General features: G+C 72.8%; 10 protein-coding genes and 3 pseudogenes. 7 read left to right on the top strand and 6 right to left on the bottom strand.

Annotated features, from left to right (window positions below; all coding sequences use genetic code 11):
• The first annotated feature begins 44 nt into the window (after window positions 1–44).
• The 3 genes from BJF79_RS46445 to BJF79_RS46435 all read left to right on the top strand — a co-directional run bounded on the left by BJF79_RS46445 (window position 45) and on the right by BJF79_RS46435 (window position 3,356).
• Complete coding sequence (locus BJF79_RS46445; RefSeq protein ID WP_075907023.1) at window positions 45–590, top strand: DinB family protein; 546 nt, start codon at window positions 45–47, stop codon at window positions 588–590.
• A gap of 154 nt (window positions 591–744) precedes the next feature.
• A complete protein-coding gene (locus BJF79_RS46440; RefSeq protein WP_075907022.1) occupies window positions 745–2,178 on the top strand; it encodes a hypothetical protein in 1,434 nt (477 codons plus the stop codon).
• Entirely contained in the window at window positions 2,175–3,356 is a 1,182-nt protein-coding gene (locus BJF79_RS46435) for an ARPP-2 domain-containing protein (RefSeq protein WP_075907021.1), read from the top strand. Before BJF79_RS46440 ends, BJF79_RS46435 begins: the two co-directional genes overlap by 4 nt.
• Here the strand turns inward: BJF79_RS46435 and BJF79_RS46430 are convergent.
• Together BJF79_RS46430 and BJF79_RS64710 are read right to left on the bottom strand one after the other, a co-directional pair.
• Window positions 3,349–3,912, bottom strand: coding sequence for a PIG-L family deacetylase (locus tag BJF79_RS46430; RefSeq protein WP_262403577.1), 564 nt, complete (start codon window positions 3,910–3,912; stop codon window positions 3,349–3,351). The genes BJF79_RS46435 and BJF79_RS46430 overlap by 8 nt on opposite strands.
• A 142-nt stretch (window positions 3,913–4,054) precedes the next feature.
• A pseudogene (locus tag BJF79_RS64710) lies at window positions 4,055–4,138 on the bottom strand (PIG-L family deacetylase); the annotation flags it as partial.
• A 160-nt stretch (window positions 4,139–4,298) separates the two neighbouring features.
• On the opposite strand from BJF79_RS64710, the gene BJF79_RS46425 reads away from it, so the two are divergent.
• Window positions 4,299–4,799: an HAD domain-containing protein gene (locus BJF79_RS46425; RefSeq protein ID WP_075907020.1), complete on the top strand. Its 501-nt coding sequence runs from the start codon at window positions 4,299–4,301 to the stop codon at window positions 4,797–4,799.
• A 59-nt stretch (window positions 4,800–4,858) separates the two neighbouring features.
• Here the strand turns inward: BJF79_RS46425 and BJF79_RS46420 are convergent, their stop codons facing one another.
• A complete protein-coding gene (locus BJF79_RS46420) occupies window positions 4,859–5,494 on the bottom strand; it encodes an NUDIX hydrolase (protein ID WP_075907019.1) in 636 nt (211 codons plus the stop codon).
• A gap of 149 nt (window positions 5,495–5,643) precedes the next feature.
• On the opposite strand from BJF79_RS46420, the gene BJF79_RS46415 reads away from it, so the two are divergent.
• Both BJF79_RS46415 and gltX read left to right on the top strand, forming a co-directional pair.
• Window positions 5,644–6,396 (top strand): TIGR03086 family metal-binding protein, encoded by a 753-nt coding sequence (locus BJF79_RS46415; RefSeq protein ID WP_262403576.1) that lies wholly within the window; start codon window positions 5,644–5,646, stop codon window positions 6,394–6,396.
• A pseudogene (gene gltX, locus BJF79_RS46410) lies at window positions 6,351–7,699 on the top strand (glutamate--tRNA ligase). Before BJF79_RS46415 ends, gltX begins: the two are co-directional and overlap by 46 nt.
• 57 nt (window positions 7,700–7,756) lie before the next feature.
• Here gltX and BJF79_RS46405 read toward each other — a convergent pair.
• The 3 genes and pseudogenes from BJF79_RS46405 to BJF79_RS46395 form a co-directional block, all read right to left on the bottom strand.
• On the bottom strand, window positions 7,757–9,916 hold the full coding sequence (locus BJF79_RS46405) for a prolyl oligopeptidase family serine peptidase (protein ID WP_262403575.1): 2,160 nt from the start codon (window positions 9,914–9,916) through the stop codon (window positions 7,757–7,759).
• A gap of 326 nt (window positions 9,917–10,242) precedes the next feature.
• Window positions 10,243–10,959 (bottom strand): two-component system response regulator, encoded by a 717-nt coding sequence (locus BJF79_RS46400; protein WP_075907017.1) that lies wholly within the window; start codon window positions 10,957–10,959, stop codon window positions 10,243–10,245.
• Window positions 10,960–11,057: 98 nt separating this feature from the next.
• Window positions 11,058–15,315: pseudogene (locus BJF79_RS46395) on the bottom strand (HAMP domain-containing protein).
• A 348-nt stretch (window positions 15,316–15,663) separates the two neighbouring features.
• Here BJF79_RS46395 and BJF79_RS57660 point away from each other — a divergent pair.
• Window positions 15,664–16,333: ATP-binding protein (locus BJF79_RS57660; RefSeq protein ID WP_187357155.1), on the top strand; the 670-nt coding region annotated here is incomplete at its 3' end.

The following is a 16,333-nucleotide window of genomic DNA, read 5'->3' as shown; positions in this document are numbered from 1 at the left end:
AAAACGGGACGACCGGACGAGGGCCGCTCTGCGAGAGTGACCCGATGACCAAGTCCCGAACCGAGCTGCTGCGCTGGCAGTTCGACTTCACCTGGGCCCTGTTCGAGTACCACCTCGACCGGCTCGGACCCGGCGACCACCGGTGGGAACCGGGGCCGCTGTGCTGGACCGTCCGCCCCGCCCCCGGCGGCGGCTGGGAACCGGACTTCGCCGAGACCGAGCCCGACCCCGTGCCGGTGCCCACCATCGCCTGGGTCACCTGGCACATCGGCTGGTGGTGGAGCGTCGCCCTCGACCATGTGCACGGACGGCCGCCGCGCGACCGCGCGGAGATCGTCTGGCCGGGGGAGGACGCGGCCGTCGGATGGCTGCGCGGCCTGCGCGTCGAGTGGGCCGGGGCTCTCGACGGCCTCACCGACGCGGACCTGGACGCCCGCGTCGCCTACCCCTGGCCGGAGGACGCCGGATACACCGTCGCGCACATGGCGGGCTGGGTGAACGCCGAGCTGATGAAGAACGCCGCCGAGATCGGGCAGCTCCGCATGCTGCGGGCCGCGTCCGGAAGCGACGCCGACGCCGGGGGAAAATGAGAAGAACGCTCTGATCGTCCGGTGCTACGGTTCGGGGGCCGCCCGCGGGACTCCAGGTGCGACTTCCGGAACCCGCCTTTACAGCGATGATTCGCCGCTCGCGCTTTCCACTCCCCGGCCGGCACCCCCCGACCCCCGGCCAGAGCGGGACGCCATGACCGAGACGTTCGCGGATCTGATCGCGTGCGAGGACGCGCTGATGTTCGTCAACGCGGCGATCACCTCCACCGGGCAGCGCGAGTTCCACCACGAGGACGGCGAGCAGCGGCTCAGCCTCGGCTTCCTGCACGAGTACATCCTGGAGAACTACCGGGACCTCTACGCGGCGTCGCTCGCGCTGAACGTCAACGACCACAACGCGCTGCTGATCGTCCGGAACCTGCTGCTGCGGGCGGGCGAGGTGGACGTGCCGCGCCGCCGCCGCGAGGGACGGCTGATCGCGCGGCGGCTCGACCTGCTGCCGCCGCAGCGCGTCTACCGGCTGTTCGGCGACCTGCGCCGCCGCGGCGTCAACAACCGGCGCACCCGCGCGATCATGCGGGAGTGGATGGCGGGCCGCCCCGACCCGGCGTTCGACGCGGTCAAGTACCGCAACGCCGTCAAGGGCGCGATGCGGCACGCGCACGTGCGCCCGGACGGCGCGTCCGGCGGGGAGCTCGGCCCGTTCCTGTTCGCGCCGCGCGGCGTCAAGCGGTTCGACACCCCGATCTTCGAGTCGTGGCGCCGGGCGCACTTCGAACGGGCCGCGCTCTACGACCTGCCCTACACGGTCGCGGAGGGATTCGCCGCGAAGCACAAGGTGCCCCGCGAGGTCTTCCTGGAGCGCATCGAGTCGAAGATGACGCGGCTCGAACGGCTCCGCCTCCAGGAGAGCACGGGCGTCGCGGCCGATCTCGGCGCGATGTCCCTCACGCGCCTCGCGACGTACGCGCTGTCGCTGTCCCTGGACGACCGGGCGCGGCGCCGCGCGGAGCTCACCGAGGCGCTGCGCACGTCCGCCCGCCGGGTCGCGGGCGCCGCACGCGGTTCGTGGGGACGGGTGGCCGCCGTCCTGGACGACAGCCACTCGACGTCCGGGTCCGGGCAGAAGCGGCGCCGCCCGCTGGCCGTGGCGCTCGCCGCCTCCTACCTGCTGGAGGCGCTCGCGAAGGAGTACACGCCGCTGTGGACGTCCGGCCGCACCGACGAGCTGCTGCTGTACCCCTTGGGCCCCACCCCGCTCGGCGAGCGGATCATCGACGCGCTGGAGACCGGCCCCGAGCGGCTGATCATCGTGTCGGACGGCTGGGACAACGCGCCGCCCGGCCTCGCCGCCGACGTGCTGCGGATCTGGCGGACCCGCCTCGACCCCGGGTACCGGCACGGCGGCGCGCAGCGCGTCCAGATCACCCACCTCAACCCGGTGTACGACGCCGACGACTTCGACGTCCGCCGGCTGGCGCCGACCGTCCCGACCGCCGGGATCCGCGACGCCGAGGACCTGCCGACGCTCGTCGAGCTGGCCCGCTTCGCCGAGGGACGCGTCGGCCTGCCCAAACTGCAGGCCCACCTCGACGAGCGGACCGCGCGCTTCCTGGAGCGGTCATGACGACGTTCGGCCTCGACGGCCTGCACACCCGCCCCGCGCAGACGTGGGGCTCGATCCGGCTCGTGCCGCTCGTCCGCGACGAACCCGTCCCCGGCCTGCGGCTCCACCGCGTCGCCTACGACGAGCCGATGTCCGTCGTGGACGTCGGCGACGGCTCGTCCTACACGTCCTATATCCCGCACGCGTTCGTGGCGACGTGGCGGGACGGCGACGAACTCCCCTCCGCGTCCTACGGCGCCCGCCTGCTGGAGCGCGACACCGCGCCCGCGCCCGACCGGATGCCGATCCGCACCACCCGGCACATGGCGCGCAAGGCGGGCAAGTCCCGGCTCCGGTTCCTGCCGCTGCACCTCGCCGTCGAGGGCTACCTCGCGCTGCACTTCGGCGGCCCCGAGATCGCCTGGGAGGAGTGGTCGCGGCGGGCGATCGACAAGGGCCTGTCGCCGCGCGCGGAGGCCGCCTACCTCGGCCGGCGGGTGCGCGGGCTGGAGGACGCGCTGCGGATCTTCGAGATCCACCCCGGCCAGTGCGGGGTGCTGATCTACGTCGCCGACGCCCTGGCCGCCGCGTTCGTCGTCCCGCACCCGGACGACTACCGGGCGCTGCACGCGACCCTCGTCGAGGACATGTTCGGCGAACAGATCTACATCTACGGGCTGCTCGGCGCGCGGCCCGGCGACGTGTCCGCCGGGATCGACGACGCCCGGATCGGCTCCCTGGCGGACCTGCGGGCCGCCGCCGCACGCGGCCGCGACGAGTGGGCCGACTTCCACGACGCGGTCATGGCCCGCTGGATCTTCGACGAGAAGGGGACCCATCGGCACGTCCAGCGGCTCAAGGGCTTCCGCCTGACCCGGTTCCTGCCGTCGTTCGAGCTCAAGCGGGAGAACCACATCGGCGAGGCGATCGTCGACGAGGACCACCGCGTCGCCTACCTCAAGACGTTCCGGCTGTCGGACGGGCAGATCCGCCGCGGCCACCTGCTCACCCGGCTCGCGAAGCACGACTGGCGGCTGCGCGACGCGGCCGCCGCGATGCGCGTCACCGAGGCGAACCTGGCGCTGCGGCTCGAACGCTCGGGATTCGGGTACCTGCTGCGCCAGGACGTCCTCGACCACTACCGCGCGCAGGCCGCGCGCGGCGAGACCTACCCGGGGGACGCGTCCGCGGTCACCTGAGCCCGGCGAACAGGTCGTCCTCCCGCTCCGGGACGGCGACGCGGCTGAACCGGCGGACGAACGACTCGCTCCCCAGCACGAGCGGCCGGACGTCCTCCGGCATCTTCAGGATGAAGATGTTCTCGCCCTGGCTCGCGTGCGCCTCCAGCGCCTTGAACTTCTGCTCGGCGTACGCCGACACGTCGACGGTGGTGGTGACGAGCTCGTCCGGGGTGCCGAAGTCGTCCGGCGGCTCGAACCCGAGGTCGATGCCCAGCTCCCGGGCGCCCTCCAGCATCTGCCGGATGCCCGACCGGGGCATCGCCGTGTAGTACAGCTTGTCGGGCACGCCGCCGCGCTCGGCGGCCGCCATCGCGATCCGGTGCGCCTGGATGTGGTCGGGGTGCCCGTAGCCGCCGTTCTCGTCGTAGGTGACGACCACCTGCGGCCGATACTTCTCCATCAGCGCGACGAGCGGTGCGACGGCGTCGTCGAGCGGCACGTTCGCGAACGCCGCCGGATCGTCGTTCCCCGCCCACCCGACCATGCCGGAGTCGCGGTGGCCGAGCAGCTCCACGTGCGCGATGCCCAGATGCGCGGCCGACTCGGCCAGCTCGGCGAGGCCGCCCCGCGACCCCCTCCGCGTCGTGCCCCGGATCGTCGGGCTTCAGCCCGCCCGAATCGTCGCCCTGCTCGCCGTTCGTGCAGGTCACCAGTACCGTCCGGATCCCCTCGGCGGCGGCGCGGGCCAGCACCCCGCCGGTGCCCAGCACCTCGTCGTCGGGGTGGGCGTGGACCGCCATCAGCGTGAGTTCTCGGGCATCGCGTGCGGCTCCTCGGCTTTCCGGGGGGATTCGTCGTCAAGGTGGCGTCCGGCGCTTTCGTCCGTCCCGATCAACTCTACGGCGGCCGGACCCGGAAAATTCCCTCCCCAACCGCGCTCTGATCGCTTACCTTCCAGATATGGGCTCGCCGGTGATACTCCTGGACGTCGACGGGGTGCTGAATCCGTTCGAGAGGCCGAGCCGCCGGTACCGGCGGCACCGCTGCTCGCCGAACGGCATCACTTTCAAACTGTGGCTCAACGCGCGGCACGGGCCCGCGCTCCTCGAACTCGCCGAGGCGACGGGCGCCGAACTGGCCTGGGCGAGCTACTGGTGCGACAACGCCAACGAGTGGATCGCCCCGCGGATCGGGCTGCCCGCGCTGCCGTTCGTCCCGATCCCCCAGTTCCCCGGACCGGACGAGGGCGGCACCCTCGGGGCGTGGAAGGCGCGGCACGTGGCGGCCTGGGCGGAGGCCCGCCCGTTCGTCTGGTTCGAGGACGAACCGGACGCCACCGAACGCATCGCCGCCGTCCCCGACGTCGCCGAGCACCTGCTCGTGGAGATCGACCCCATGACCGGGCTCACCGACGCGCACCTGCGGGCCGCCGGAAACTGGCTCCGCTCCCGGACGAACTGACGAACCGACCCCCGGCCTCCGACCCCGGCCCCCGGCCCGGCGGCGGTCCCGGACGCCGGTCAGTGGCGCGTCCAGTCGGGCTGCGCGAAGTCGGCGACCCTGACCTGCCGCCCCAGCAGCACCACCTCGCGGAACTGCCACAGCATCGCGCCCGTCGGCGCGTGGACCCGCCAGTCGGGACCCAACCACATCTGCAGCAGGTTCCCGCCACCAGGCTGCGGCACCCACCGCGGCGTCTCGTCGTCCGCCAGCCGCCGCAGGCTCGCGTGGTGCACCGACCGGACCTCGCGCGGGTCGGGGACGAGCGGCCCGGGATCGTCCAGCGCCACCACGATCGGGCAGATCGCGAAGCCCGACGCGGCCGGGAAGTCGTCGAGCCGCCCCAGGACGTCGGCGGCGCCCGCCGTCAGCCCGACCTCCTCGTGCAACTCGCGCAGCGCCGCGCGCTCGGGCGTCTCGCCGTCCTCCATCCGCCCTCCCGGCAGCCCCCACTGGCCCGCGTTGCGGCCGCCGTCGCCCCGCTTGATCAGGATCACCGAGGGGACGCCGCCGTGCTCCAGCGCGCACAGCACCACCCCCGCGCGGCGCATGCCGGGGGAGTCGGGGACGGTCGTGTGCGCGAACGCGGCCAGCCGTTCGGCCGCCACGTCACGGAACGCCGCGAGGTCGTCGAGGGGGGACGCCTGAGGGGCCATGGGCCGATCCTGCCAGGATGCCCGGCGCGCCGCCGGGTAGGGGTGGTCACAGGGAAGCGGGCGGCCGTGACGTGTTTTTCCAAGACGGCGCGGCGGCGCACGCGTAAGGTGGCCGCGCCGACTCGAACACATGAACGAAGGAGGGGGTCATGGACCTTCGCAACCGGATGCTCCCCGCCGCCGAGGCCGCGGCGCGGATCGTCCTGGAAATACCGGAGGCCCGGCTGGACGACCGCACCCCCGACCCGGACTGGACGGTGCGCGACCTGGTCAACCACCTGATCCTCTGGACGTCGCGGGGCGAGACCGCCGCCCGCAAGGAGCCGACGACCGGACCGGGGGAGGACCACGACTTCACGGCCGAACCGCGCTGGGCCGAACGCTTCGAGGAGCAGGCGCTGCGGACCGGCGAGGCGTGGCGCGAACCCGCGGCGTGGGAGGGCGCCACCAGCCTGGTCGGCAACAAGGAGGGAATGCCCGCCCCGTTCATCGGCGGGATCCTGTACGGCGAGTTCGTCGTGCACGGCTGGGATCTCGCGTCGCCACCGGACGCGAGCCCGGGTTCCCGGCCGAGGTCGTCCAGGACGCCTGGGAGCAGCTCGTCCCGACCGCCGAGACCAGCCGCGAGTACGGGGCGTTCGGGCCGGAGGTGGTCGTCCCCGAGTCGGCCCCGCTGCTGGACCGTCTCGTCGGGCTCGCCGGGCGCGACCCGAACTGGAGACCCTGACCCCGCGGGGACCCGATTTCGCCGCAGGACGCGCGGGTCCGGGCACGATCCGGTGCCCGCGCGCTCTACGCTGGTGACATGTCTTCAACGTCTTCGATCCGGGTTCGATTCGCGCCGTCGCCGACGGGCATGTTCCACGTGGGCGGCGCGCGCTCGGCGCTGTTCAACTGGGTGATGGCCGCGCAGTCCGGCGGGACGCTGGTGCTGCGGATCGAGGACACCGACGCCTCCCGCAACAGCCCGGAGTGGACCGAGGGCATCATCCGCGCCCTCGCCTGGCTCGGCATGGACGGCGAGCAGTACGAGGGCCCGTACTTCCAGTCGGCGAACGCCGACAAGCACGCCGAGGCCGCTCACACGCTGCGCGACGCCGGCCGCGCCTACTACTGCGACTGCACCCGCGAGGCCGTGATCGCCCGCACCGGCGACCAGCACAAGGGCTACGACGGGTTCTGCCGCGACCGGGGCCTGGAGCCGGGCCCCGGCCGCGCCCTGCGCTTCCGCGCCCCCGACGAGGGCCAGACCACCGTCGTGGACCTGCTGCGCGGCAAGCCCGTCTTCGAGAACGCCGTCATCGAGGACTTCGTCATCGCCCGCGCCGACGGCTCGGTCACGTTCCTGCTGGCCAACGCCGTCGACGACATGAGCCAGGGCATCACCCACGTCGTGCGCGGCGAGGAGCACCTGTCCAACGCGCCCAAGCAGCAGCTGCTCTGGGAGGCGCTCGGCGGCGAGCCGCCCGTGTGGGCGCACGTCCCCGTCATCGTCAACGAGAAGCGGCAGAAGCTGTCCAAGCGGCGCGACAAGGTCGCCCTGGAGGACTACCGCGCCGAGGGCTACCTCGCCGAGGCGATGCGCAACTACCTGATGCTGCTCGGCTGGGCCCCGTCCGGCGACCGCGAGATCGTCCCGTGGGACGTGATCGTCGACGAGTTCCGCATCGACGACGTCAACACCTCCCCGGCGTCTTCGACGAGAAGAAGCTCCGCTCGTTCAACGGCGAGTACATCCGCGCGCTGCCGGTCGAGAAGTTCATCGCCGAATGCCTCCCGTTCCTCCAGGAGGCCCCGTTCGACGTGGACGTCTCGGTCTTCGCCGAGCTCGCACCGCTCGCGCAGACCCGCGTGGCGCTGCTGTCGGAGATCGTCGAGATGATCGACTTCGCGTTCCTGGACGAGCCGCCGGCGGACGAGAAGTCCTGGACCAAGGCGATGAAGGAGCCCGCCGCCGACATTCTCGCCGCCGCGGAGCAGGCGTACCTGGACGCCCCGTGGCACGCCGACGAGCTCAAGGACCGGCTCGAACGGATCGGCGCCGAACACGGGCTCAAGCTAGGCAAGACCCAGGCGCCCGTCCGCGTCGCCGTTACCGGACGCACCGTCGGGCTGCCGCTGTTCGAGTCGCTGGAGATCCTCGGCCGCGACCGGACGCTCGCCCGTATCGCCGCCGCGCGCGCCAAGCTCGCCGCCGGGGCCTGACCCCGGCCCCGCGCCCGGCCCCGCGCCCGTCCCGCGCCCGGCCCGCGTCTCCGCGTTCTAGCGGAGGCGCAGGCCGGTATGGGCGGCGCAGAAGGCGAGCACGTCGGTCTGCAGGCCGAGCCACCGCGACAGGGACCGCTCGCCGTGCCCGACGCCGGACTCGCACCTCAGCAGAACCGGACGCGACGACGCCGTCGCGTGCTGCAGCGCCGCGGCCATCTTCCGGGTGTGCATCGAATCGACCCGCGGGTCGATCTGCGGGCAGGTCAGCAGCACCGAGGGGTAGGCGGTCCCCGGCCGCACGCGGTGATAGGGGGAGTAGCCGAGCAGCACGGCGAGCTCCTCGGGATCGTCGGCCGTGCCGAACTCCTCGGTCCACAGGCGCCCGATGCCGAACCGGTGATACCGGACCATGTCGGTCACGGCGCTGGAGACCACCGCCGCCGCGTACAGGTCCGGTTCGCGGGTGACGGCCGCGGCGACCAGGAACCCGCTGTGCGACGATCCGCGGATCGCCAGCCGGTCCCGCGCGGTGTGCCCGCCGTCGATCAGCGCGCGTGCGGCGGCGGTGAAGTCGTCGACGGCGTTGGGCTTGTTCCGGCCGCTGCCCGCCGCGTGCCAGGCCGTACCACCCTCCCCGCCGCCGCGCACGCTCGCGACCGCGTAGTTGCCCCCCGCCTCGACCCACGCGGCGATCGCGGGCGAATAGGCGGGCCGGGCGGACGCGCCGAACCCGCCGTAGGCGGTCAGCAGGGTCGGGCGCGGACCGTGCCCGTCCGGCGGCGCGATCAGGTGCATCGCCACCGGGGTGCCGTCGGCGGAGGCGAAGGTCAGCCGCCGCACGTCCGGACGTGCGCGGACTTTCGCCCGCGCGGCGGGCACCCGCGCGGCCGGAGCCTCCCGCGTCGTCTCCCCCCGCGCCGTGTCCCGCGGCGTCGGAAGGCGCGGCTCCGGGACCGGAGGCGCCTCGGGGACGCACGACCCGTCGCGTACGTCGAGGCGGTGGACCGCGGGCGGGTTCGTGTAGTCGGTGTAGGCGAACCAGGCGCGAGGCCCGCCGTCGGGCGGCGCGGTGAGCCGCGTGACGCTGCCGTGGCCCGGAACGGGAACGTCCAGCAGGCTCGTCCCGTCCGACGCGTGCACGCGCAGCTCGCTCGTCCCGTGCCGGGCGTGGACGGTCACCAGGCGCGGCTCTCCCGTCGCCGGATCGGTGAGCGTCGCGCAGTCGGCGAGGACGGCGCCGGGCTCCTCCGCGATCACCGTGCGCCAGTGCTCGGGGCGCGGGTCCGCGGGATCGACGGCGCAGAGCCGCCCGAAGGGCGCGCTTCGGTCGGTGACGGCGAAGATCCGGCCGTCCGGCGCGAACTTCAGCACCGCCCGCGTGCCGTCGGCGGTGCCGTCGTGGACGAGCACCGGACGCAGCTCCCGCGCGCGTTCGTCCGGTGCGTCGGCGAGCCACAGGAGGTTGCCGGACGTGGCGCCCGGTGCGGCGCTGAGCATGAGCCGCCCGCCGGCCGGCGCGATCGTGACCGACAGCTGCGGAAGATCGGTGGCGAACAGCACCGGGTCGTCGTCCGGGTCCGTGCCGACGCGGTGCAGCCGCAGCCGCCGTCCCCGCTCCAGGCCGGGGCCGGGCGTGTCCACGTAGCAGAACGCCCCGTCGCCGGGGAGCCAGGCCACCGGGGTCACCCGGCCGGGCTCCAGCGGCCCGTCCACCAGGCGGCCGTCGGCCACGTCCAGCACCCACAGCAGCGGCCGCTCGTCACCGTGCCGCATCACCTGGTAGGCGAGCAGACCGCCGCCCGGCGAAGGCCGCCAAAGCCCCAGCGTCGTCGCCCCGGACCCGTCCAGGACGAGCGGGTCGAGCAGCACCCGCGGCGGCTCGTCCGGCCCGGCGGTCATCAGCACCGGCAGCTGCATGTCCGGTGCGCGGCGCAGGAAGAAGCGGCGCCCCCGCCGCCACACCGGGGGAGAGGCGACCGGGACGGCCGCGCCGCCGCGGCCCGCCGCCTCCGCCAGCCGCGCCCGCCACGCGTCGCGGTCCGGCCAGGAGCGGGCGTGCCGGGCGAACGCCTCCGCCTGCCCGTCCAGCCACGCCGCGCAGCCGGGATCGTCGGCGTCCTCCAGCCACCGGTAGGGATCCGGCACCTCGTGCCCGTGCAGCCGGTCCACGACCGGGTCCCGGTGCGCCGCCGGCCACTTCGCCGTTGTGCTCAACTCTCGGCCCCTCAATGGTCCGCCCCACATGGCCGAGGGCTCCCCGCGGCGGCGGGAAGCCCTCGGACACGCCTGGAACCAGGTCAGTTCTGGTCGCCCTCGATCAGCTCCTGGCGCCATCCCTCCAGGGTGATGACCTCGTCGGCGAGGAGCACGGGGATGCCCATTTCCTGCGGGAGCTCGTTCATGGCTACCTCCGGTAACGCTGTGTAGCGGCTTGGACGCACACAGGTATACCAGCTCCCGGTGACGCGCGAACGCGGTTTCGGGGAGACCGCAATGAGAAATCAGGACCGGACGGGACGGGCGCGAGCGGCGCCCGCCGGTCAGGCGTCCTCGGCCGTGCCGTCCCCGTCGGAGGCGTCCCCGTCGGTGCCGTCTTCGGCGGACGGCGCCTCGGCGGCCAGCGCGTCGCGGAGGCCGGACAGGCGGCGGCCCAGCTCGTCCGACTCGTCGCGCAGCGCGGGCGGCACCCGCTTGCCCATCAGCTCGGCCTGCTCCTCGACCGCCGCCAGCAGCTCGTCGAGCCGCCCGGCGAGCGCCTGCCGCGCCGCCGGACCGGAGTCCTCCGCCGGGCGCGCCTTCAGCAGCGTCGACTGCTCCCGCAGGAGCGCGCCCTGCTCGCGCAGCAGCGTCGTCTGGTCGCGGAGCTGCTTGTTCTTGTTGTGCAGCTCCACGAACACCGACACCTTGGCCCGCAGCACCCACGGGTCGAACGGCTTGGAGATGAAGTCGACCGCGCCCGCCGCGTACCCGCGGAACGCGTAGTCGGGGTCGCTGTTGACCGCCGTGAGGAAGATGATCGGCAGATCGCGGGTCTTCTTGCGCCGCTTGATGTCGCGCGCCGTCTCGAATCCGTCCATTCCCGGCATGACGACGTCCAGCAGGATGACCGCGTACTCGTCGGTGAGCAGCGCCTTGAGCGCCTCCTCGCCCGACCGGGCCCGGACCAGGTCCTGATCGAGCGAGCTGAGGATGGCCTCCAGCGCGATGAGGTTCTCCTCGCGGTCGTCCACGAGCAGGATCTTCGCCTTGTCGTCCACGCGCGTCTCTCCGATCCGGTCGGCCCGCCGCCGCCCTGGCCGATGAACCTGAAAACGACCACCCACGGCAGACCCTACTGCCCGTGGAACCCCTCTCCTCAGCGGACGATGGAGGGTCGCAGCCAGTTCCTCATGACGTCAAGGAGATGGTCCACGTCCACGGGCTTCGGCACGTAGTCCGACGCGCCCGCCTCCAGGCTCTTCTCCCGGTCGCCCTTCATCACCTTCGCCGTGATCACGATGATCGGCAACTCGGCGAACTGCGGCATCTGCCGGATGGCCGCCGTGGTGGCGTAGCCGTCCAGACCCGGCATCATCACGTCCATCAGCACCAGCGCCACGTCCGGGTTGCGGTGCAGCAGGTCGATGCCCGCCTGCCCGTCCTCGGCGTACAGGACGTCCATCCCGTAGCCCTCCAGGACGCTCGTGAGCGCGAACACGTTGCGGACGTCGTCGTCGACGATCAGCACCTTGCGGCCCGACAGGACGGTGTCGAGGAAGTCCGCGGGCGGTTCCTCCGGCGCCCCGTTCACGGCCCGCTCCGTCCGCGCGGCGCTGCCCGCGCACCGGGCGCCGCTCGCCCCGCCGCCCGTTGCCGTCCGGTGTGGCGGCCGCGCCCTCGGCACCGGACGCCGCGGCCCGCGCCGGGTCCGCCGGCTCCTCGGCCGGCGCGATCATCGGGACGGACGGCTCCGCCACCGCGTCGTCCTGCGGTGCCCTGCGGCGCCCCTCGGACTCGCTGTACTGGGCCGGCAGGTACATCGTGAAGACGCTGCCCTGGCCGGGCTTGCTCTCGGCGTGGATCTCCCCGCCGAGCAGCCGCGCGATGTTCCGGCTGATCGACAGGCCGAGCCCGGTGCCGCCGTAGCGGCGGCTGGTCGTCCCGTCGGCCTGCTGGAACGCCTCGAAGATCACCTGGATCTTGTCGGCGCTCACCCCGATCCCGGTGTCGATCACGCGGAACGCGATCACGTCCTGGGTGTTCCACAGCGCGGGCAGCGTGAAGTCGATGTCCCCGGCGCGCTCGATCAGCAGCCGGACCTCGCCCTCGGCGGTGAACTTCACCGCGTTCGACAGCAGGTTCCGCAGGACCTGCTGCAGCCGCTGCTCGTCGGTGAACAGCGTCCCCGGGACGTCCGGTGCGACCTCCACGCCGAACTGCAGGCCCTTGTCCTGCGACAGCGGACGGAACGTCGCGTCGACGTAGTCGACCAGTGCGGGCACCGACAGGCGCTGCGGGTGCAGCTCCATCTTCCCGGCCTCGACCTTCGCCAGGTCCAGTATGTCGTTGATCAGCGTCAGCAGATCCGTGCCCGAGTCGTAGATCGTCTGGGAGAACTCCACCTGCTTGCCGGTCAGGTTGCCGCCCTGGTTCTCCGACAGCAGCTTGGCCAGCACGAGCAGGCTGTTCAGCGGCGTGCGCAGCTCGTGCGACATGTTCGCCAGGAACTCCGACTTGTACCGCGACGAGATCGCCAGCTGCTCGGCGCGCTCCTCCAGCGTCCGCCGCGCCTGCTCGATCTGGTAGTTCTGGATCTCGATCGCGCGGTTCTGCTGCGCCAGCAGCGCCGCCTTCTCCTCCAGCTCGGTGTTGGAGTGCCGCAGCTCCGCCTGCTGCCGCTGCAGCTCGTCCGACCGCTCCTGCAGCTCCCCGGCGAGCCGCTGCGACTCCGCCAGCAGCGCCTCGGTGCGGGTGTTGGCGCTGATCGTGTTCAGCGTCACCCCGATCGTCTCGATCAGCTGGCTGAAGAACGCCAGCTGGACGTCGGTGAACCGGCCGAACGAGGCCAGCTCGATCGCGCCCAGCACCGTCCCCTCGAACACGATCGGCAGCACGATGATGTTGACCGGCGACGCCTCGCCCAGCCCGGAGCCGATCTTGACGTAGTCGGCGGGCGCCTCGGAGATCAGCAGCGGCCGCCGCTCCTGCGCGGCCTGCCCGACCAGGCCCTCCCCGAACGCGAACCGGACCGCGCCGCGCTGCGTCCGCCGCCGCGTCCCGTACCCGGCGATCAGCGCCAGCTCGGTCTCCTCGCCGACGGGCTCGGCGAGGTAGAACGCGCCGTACTGCGCGTTCGCCGTCGGCGTCAGCTCCCGGATGATCAGTTCGGCGACCTGCTGCAGGTCCCGGTGGCCCTGCATCATGCCGCCGATCCGCGCCAGGTTGGACTTCAGCCAGTCCTGCTGGTCGTTCGCGCGCGTGGTCTCGCGCAGCGTCGCGACCATCAGGTTGACGTTGTCGCTCAGCTCGGCGACCTCGCCGCGCGCCTCCACGGTGATGGTGCGGGTCAGATCGCCCTCCGCGACCGCGCTCGCGACCTCGCCGATCGCCCGGACCTGCGTGGTCAGGTTCCGGGCCAGCTCGTTGACGCTCTCGGTCAGCCGCTTCCAGGTGCCCGAGACGCCCTCGACCTCGGCCTGCCCGCCCAGCCGTCCCTCGCTGCCGACCTCGCGGGCGACGCGGGTCACCTCGGAGGCGAACGACGACAGCGTGTCCACCATCGTGTTCAGCGTCGTCTTCAGTTCGAGGATCTCGCCCTGCGCGTTGACGTCGATGCGGCGCCGCAGGTCGCCGTGCGCGACGGCCGTCGCGACCTGCGCGATGTTGCGGACCTGGTACGTCAGGTTCGACGCCATGCCGTTGACGTTGTCGGTGAGGTCCTTCCACATGCCGCCCGCGCCCGGCACGATCGCCTGGCCGCCGAGCCGTCCCTCGGTACCGACCTCGCGGGCGACGCGGCTGACCTCGTCGGCGAAGGCCGACAGCGTGTCGACCATCGTGTTCAGGGTGTCCTTGAGCTGCAGGATCTCGCCCTGCGCGTCGACCTCGATGCGGCGCGTCAGGTCGCCCTGCGCCACCGCCGTGGTGACCTTGGCGATCCCGCGGACCTGCATGGTGAGGTTGTTCGCCATGCCGTTGACGTTGTCGGTGAGGTCCTTCCAGACGCCGCTGACGCCGTGCACGCGCGCCTGGCCGCCGAGCCGTCCCTCGGTGCCGACCTCCCGCGCGACCCGGGTCACCTCGTCGGCGAAGGCCGACAGCGTGTCGACCATCGTGTTGACGGTGTCCTTCAGCTCCAGGATCTCGCCCTGCGCGTCGACGGTGATCTTCTTGCCGAGGTCGCCCTCGGCGACGGCGGTGGTGACCTGCGCGATGTTGCGGACCTGGTACGTCAGGTTCGACGCCATCCCGTTGACGTTGTTCGTCAGGTCCTTCCAGACGCCGCTCACGCCCGGCACGCGCGCCTGCCCGCCGAGCCGTCCCTCGGTGCCGACCTCGCGGGCGACGCGGGTCACCTCCGAGGCGAACGCCGACAGGGTGTCGACCATCTGGTTCACCGTCAGCTTCAGCTGCAGGATCTCGCCCTGCGCGTCGACGGTGATCTTCTTGCCGAGGTCGCCCTCGGCGACGGCGGTGGTGACCTGCGCGATGTTGCGGACCTGGTACGTCAGGTTGTTCGCCATCGCGTTGACGTTGTCGGTGAGGTTCTTCCAGACGCCGCTGACGTCCCGCACCCGGGCCTGGCCGCCCAGCTGGCCCTCGGTGCCGACCTCGCGGGCGACCCGGGTCACCTCGTCGGCGAACCCCGACAGCTGGTCCACCATCGTGTTCACGGTGAGCTTGAGCTCCTGCAGCTCGCCCGTCGCCTCGACCGTGACCTTGCGCGTCAGGTCGCCCTTGGCGACCGCAGTGGTGACCTCCGCGATGTCGCGGACCTGCGCCGTGAGCCGCCCCGCCATCGCGTTCACCGCCGCCGTGACGTCCCGCCACCGGCCCGTCATGCCGCGCGACGGCGCCTGCCCGCCGAGCCGTCCCTCGGTGCCGACCTCCCGGGCGAACTGCGTGACCTCCCAGGTGAACTGGTCGAGCAGCTCCACCATGCCGTTCACCGACCGCGCCATGCGCAGCAGCTCGCCGCGCATCGGACGCCCGGCGACCCGCAGCTCCACGCGCCGGCTCAGGTCGCCCGCGGCGACGGCCTCCACCACCCGGTGCATCCCGGTGGACAGGTCCGTCAGCATGCCGATGATCGCGTTGGCGTCCTCGACGCCCACCGCCCACGAGCCCTTCAGCGACCCCTGGGACAGCCGCCCGCCCAGCCGGCCCTCCCGGCCGATCTCCCGGCGCACTCCGGCCAGCCCCGAGGTCAGCTCCTCGCCGTTCTGCCGGATCTCCTCCAGCAGCGCCCCGGCGACCCCCACGGCTCCATCGCCGGGCACGTCCAGTTCGGCCTTGGCCTTCCCGTCGCGGACGGCGACCAGCGCCTTCAGCAGCGGGGCGAGGTCGGCGTCGCTGTAACGCGGCGTTGTGTCGCGCGACCCGCCGGGGCGGGCGCGAGACGCGGTACGCGGCATGCTATTCATCCTCCTGGCCGGCGTTCGCCGGGTACCGGATATCACTGACTCCTTCTCCGGGCCTTGCCTCCCGGCCGCTTTCCGCGCGGCTCCGGGCCGCATTCGTACTCTACGTTGCCGGACGGCCCGAGGCCCGAATCACACTCTGCCGGTCAACCGACGGTAACGACCGCGCATCTGTGCACGTAGCCTTCGTGTTACGGTCTGTCGTGTTGTGGCGGGAGCCCGGTTTCCCCCGACTCGGAGGTGCGCCGCGGCCCCGGCGCGCGGCCCTTCTGGCCGGGCGGTCGGCCAGTCTGTCACGATAGCCAGACCGGGGTAGTGGACGCTTCGAACGAGGGACGACAGTTGGATCGGCAGACGGCGTCGGCCACCTTCCCGTCCGCCGCGGCGGCGGTCGCGGACGCACGCCGCTTCGTCCGGAAGGTGCTCGCCGACTGGGGCATGGACGAGATCTCCGACGACGCGATCCTGGCGACCAGCGAGCTGGCCACCAACGCGATCGCCTACGCGGGCACCTCCTTCGAGGTGACCTGCCGCCTCGAAGGCGCCGACGTCGAGATCGAGGTCCGCGACCGGCACCCCACCCGCGGCATCGAGATGCCCGGCGTCACGGCCTCCAGCGGGCGCGGACTCCCGTCCATCGCCACGCTCGCCGAGTCGTGGGGCGTCTCCTACGACCGGCGCACCAAAGGCGTGTGGTTCCGCCTTCCCCGTCCGGGCGCCGAGGACGGGCACGAGCAGGAGGACCACCGGGACGAGCGCGCGGCGGAGGCCGGTCCCGAGGCCGCGGGCGAGACCGGAACCGCGCAGGACCGCCGAAGGCGCCGCCCGGCCCGAGGCCGCCGCGGACACGCAGGCCGCGGACCGACCGGACGATCGCCGGGCCGACCGCCCAGCAGATCGTCCGGCCGATCGTCCGGCCACGTCACCGAACGGTGCCGCCGCCCTGCGCGAACGCCGCCTGCGCGAGCGCGCCGCCCACCCCCGCGAAGCCGACGCGGCGTTCGACGCGCAC

This window comes from Actinomadura sp. CNU-125 (assembly GCF_001942465.1).
Classification (GTDB): Bacteria; Actinomycetota; Actinomycetes; order Streptosporangiales; family Streptosporangiaceae; genus Spirillospora.
This window is presented reverse-complemented; position numbering and strand designations above follow the sequence as displayed.